This is a genomic window from Streptomyces sp. NPDC059080 (genome assembly GCF_042739975.1).
Lineage (GTDB): Bacteria > Actinomycetota > Actinomycetes > Streptomycetales > Streptomycetaceae > Streptomyces > Streptomyces benahoarensis.
The window spans coordinates 19,818-23,706 of the sequence record NZ_JBHYGX010000039.1; the positions used below are offsets into that span (position 1 = coordinate 19,818).

Below are 3,889 nucleotides of genomic sequence, written 5' to 3' on the forward strand. Positions count from 1 at the left end.
CCTCCCCGGCCGCCCGCTCCAGAATGCGGGCGGCCACCGCCGGGGAGTCCACCAGCGGATGGAGCGCCATGGCCCGCAGCGCCGCCTGCCGGTCCTTGCGTACGGCCGCCTCGACCGTCGCCCGCTCCACCGCCTTGAGCTGGAGCATCAGCCCCAACTGATCGGCCCGCAGCGGCGCGCACGGCAGCGGCACCGGCCCGTCCGCGCCCACCTCGCACACCGTCTCCACGATCGCGTCCGGCGCCAGCTCCGGCACCGTCGTACCGTTGCGCACATTGAGAATCAGGCGGCTGCCCGCACCGTCTGCACCGTCTGCGCTGGGGGAGAGCGCCCGCATCAGCGCCAGCGCGACCCGGTCGTACCCGCCGCCCTCCAGATCACAGGCGTCGCGCTGCCAACCGCCGCTGGCCTCCCGGCTCTCCGCCATGTATGTCTCCTCACGCTCGCGCCGGGTGGACTCCCACAGCGCGTACGCCTTCTCCGGGCCGCCTGCCCCCGCCGCCCGCGCGAAGAACCCGCCCTGCTGCCCGTCGAGGAACTCCCCGCGCGTCTCGTCCGCGGCCCGTACCGACGCCAGCGTCTCCCGGCGGAAGTAGTAGTAGTGCAGATACTCGTTGGGCAGCGCGCCCAGCGCCGCCAGCCACTCGGCGCCGAACAGCCGCCCCTCCTCGAACGAGCCCAGCGCCGCCGGATCCGCCAGCAGCCCCGGCAGCAGCTCCCGCCCGTCCAGCGCCAACGACCGCAGCCAGCCGAGGTGGTTGAGGCCCACGTAGTCGTACGTCACCCGGCCCGCCGCGAACGCCTCGCCGTGCGCGCCGGCGGCCCGCGCCGCCCGCCGCACCAGACCCACCGGCGAATCGCAGATCCCGATGACCCGCTCGCCCAGCACCTCCGCCATCGCCTCCGTCACCATCCCCGCCGGATTGGTGAAGTTGATGACCCACGCGCGCGGCGCCAGTTCGGCCACCCGCTCCGCGATCCGCAGCGCCACCGGGATCGTCCGCAGCCCGTAGAGCACCCCGCCGGCGCCTACCGTCTCCTGGCCCAGTACGCCCTCGGCCAGCGGGATCCGCTCGTCGCGCACCCGGCCCGCGGTCCCGCCCACCCGGATCGCGGAGAAGACGAAGTCGGCGCCGGACAGCGCCTCGTCCAGGCTCGCCGCCCGCCGTACCCGCACCGGCGCCGGATGCCCCTGCGCCTGTCGTGCCAGCACGTCCCCGATCACCGCGAGCCGCCGCGGATCGGTGTCGTGCAGGGTCAGTTCGTCGATCGCGTGCGCCGGGTCGTCCAGGAGCGCGCGGTACACCAGCGGCACCCGGAATCCGCCGCCACCGAGAATCGTGAGCCTCATGGGCCGGAACGTACACCGGCATCAGGCACACTGTCGGCACCGCCGGGACGGGGACGCACGCGACGGAACCACCGCGACCGGACCTGCGGGAGAGAGGCGAGCACGGTGAGCGCTGGACCGCGACCACAGCAACACCCCGTACAGCCGGGCGTCACGACACCGGTACTCGACCCGCTCGCCCCCCTCCGCGCCGACGGCGACCCGGCCACCGACGTCTACCTCACCGGCACCGTCTTCCTCGACATCATCCTCACCGGCCTCGACTCCGCGCCGGTCCGCGGCACCGAGTCCTGGGCCCGCGGCATGGGCTCCAGCCCCGGCGGCGTCGCCAACATGGCCACCGCCCTCGCCCGCCTCGGCCTGCGCACCTCCCTCGCCGCCGCGTTCGGCGACGACATGTACGGCGAGTACTGCTGGGACGCCCTCAGTCACGGTGAGGGCATCGACCTCACCTACTCCCGCACCATCCCCGGCTGGCATTCCCCCGTCACCGTCTCCATGGCGTACGAGGGCGAACGGACGATGGTCTCGCACGGCCACGAGGCGCCGCCGCCGGAGACCGCCTTCGACGGCGGCCACGCCCCCGGCTGCCCGCCGCCGTCCCGCGCCTGCGTCGCCTCGCTGGTGCCCGGCCGCCACGAGGGCTGGCTGGGCTGCGCCGCCGCCCGCGGCAGCCGGATCTTCGCCGACGTCGGCTGGGACGACACCGGCCGCTGGGACCCGGCCGACCTCGACGGGCTCGAACACTGCGAGGCGTTCCTGCCCAACGCCGAGGAGGCGATGCGCTACACCCGCACCTCCGACCCGCGCGCCGCGGCCCGCAAGCTCGCCGAGCGGGTGCCGCTCGCCGTCGTCACCATGGGCTCCGAGGGCGCCTGCGCCGTCGACGGCCGGACCGGCGAGAGCGCCGAGGTGCCCGCCATCGCCGTGGAGGCCCTGGATCCGACCGGCGCCGGTGACGTCTTCGTCGCGGGCTTCGTCACCGGCACCCTCGCCGCCTGGCCGCTCGCCGACCGGCTCGCCTTCGCCGGGCTGACCGCCGCCCTCTCGGTCCAGGAGTTCGGCGGCTCCCTCGCGGCGCCCGGCTGGGCCGAGATCGTCACCTGGTGGCAGCGGGTCCGCGCCGACCGCGCCCCGGCCATCGATGCGCTCCGCGACCGCTACGCCTTCCTCGACGCCGTCCTGCCCGCGCCGGGCCGCTGCACCCCGCCGGCCCGCGCCGTCCCCACGATCGGCTTCCGGCGCCCGGCGTAGGGCCGCGGGCGGGGACGGGCGGACCGTGCCCGCCCGCGGCTTCGATCTTCGTAAAGCCTTTCGGTGATGTCGGTACCCCGTCGTACTCTGGAGACCGTAGGAGCTGAGCCCATACGCACCGCTCATCAGCCATCGGCAAAGGACAGGGGTTGAGCAGGCCACAGCGCCGACCCATGACGCAGACACCCAGGCACCAGCAGGCGAGCGCCCAGTTCACCGTCCCGGCCAAGCACCCCATGGTGACGGTCCTGGGATCCGGAGACGCGCTCCTCCGTGTGATCGAGAAGGCGTTCCCCGACACCGACATCCATGTCCGCGGAAACGACGTCACCGCCGTCGGCGACGCCGAGGAAGTGGCTCTCGTCCAACGCCTCTTCGACGAGATGATGCTGGTGCTCCGCACCGGCCAGCCGATGACCGAGGACGCGGTGGAACGCTCCATCGCGATGCTGCGCGCGGACGGCGACGGCAGCGGCGAGACCCCGGCCGAGGTCCTGACCCAGAACATCCTCTCCAACCGCGGCCGCACCATCCGCCCCAAGACGCTCAACCAGAAGCGCTACGTCGACGCCATCGACAAGCACACCGTCGTCTTCGGCATCGGCCCGGCGGGCACCGGCAAGACCTACCTCGCCATGGCCAAGGCGGTCCAGGCGCTCCAGGCCAAGCAGGTCAACCGCATCATCCTGACCCGCCCCGCCGTCGAGGCCGGTGAACGCCTCGGCTTCCTGCCCGGCACCCTCTACGAGAAGATCGACCCGTATCTGCGGCCGCTCTACGACGCGCTCCACGACATGCTCGACCCCGACTCCATCCCGCGCCTGATGGCCGCCGGGACGATCGAGGTCGCGCCGCTCGCCTACATGCGGGGCCGCACCTTGAACGACGCGTTCATCATCCTCGACGAGGCGCAGAACACCAGCCCCGAGCAGATGAAGATGTTCCTCACCCGCCTCGGCTTCGAATCGAAGATCGTCATCACGGGTGACGTCACCCAGGTCGACCTGCCCGGCACCACCAAGAGCGGGCTGCGCCAGGTCCGGGAGATCCTGGAGGGCGTCGACGACGTCCACTTCTCCCTCCTCACCAGCCAGGACGTCGTCCGCCACAAGCTCGTGGGCCGTATCGTCGACGCCTACGAGAAGTACGACAGCCGCAACGGCGGCTAGGTCCGTTCCGCCGGGGGGGCCCCCCCCCCCCGCCCGCCCCGCCCCCCCCCCAACCCGCACGGCCCCCCCCCCACTCGCGGCGCACGAACAAACCAGCCCCGCCCGCCCCCCCCCC

The 3,889-nt window shown here is 73.3% G+C and carries 3 protein-coding genes; 2 read left to right on the top strand and 1 reads right to left on the bottom strand.

Annotated features, from left to right (window positions below):
* Positions 1-1,351 (bottom strand): hypothetical protein (locus tag ACFWWQ_RS24260; protein WP_384599804.1); only part of this gene is annotated, 1,351 nt, incomplete at its 3' end.
* 105 nt (positions 1,352-1,456) lie between these two features.
* On the opposite strand from ACFWWQ_RS24260, the gene ACFWWQ_RS24265 reads away from it, so the two are divergent.
* Together ACFWWQ_RS24265 and ACFWWQ_RS24270 are read left to right on the top strand one after the other, a co-directional pair.
* Entirely contained in the window at positions 1,457-2,605 is a 1,149-nt protein-coding gene (locus ACFWWQ_RS24265; protein WP_384599806.1) for a carbohydrate kinase family protein, read from the top strand.
* Positions 2,606-2,778: 173 nt separating this feature from the next.
* Positions 2,779-3,774 (top strand): PhoH family protein, encoded by a 996-nt coding sequence (locus ACFWWQ_RS24270; protein WP_384599809.1) that lies wholly within the window; start codon positions 2,779-2,781, stop codon positions 3,772-3,774.
* Positions 3,775-3,889 lie beyond the last annotated feature (115 nt).

What these genes read in the sequence shown, in the direction of transcription:
- ACFWWQ_RS24270 (WP_384599809.1), top strand. Translation starts at nt 2,779, where the DNA reads ATGACGCAGACACCCAGGCACCAGCAGGCGAGCGCCCAGTTCACCGTC.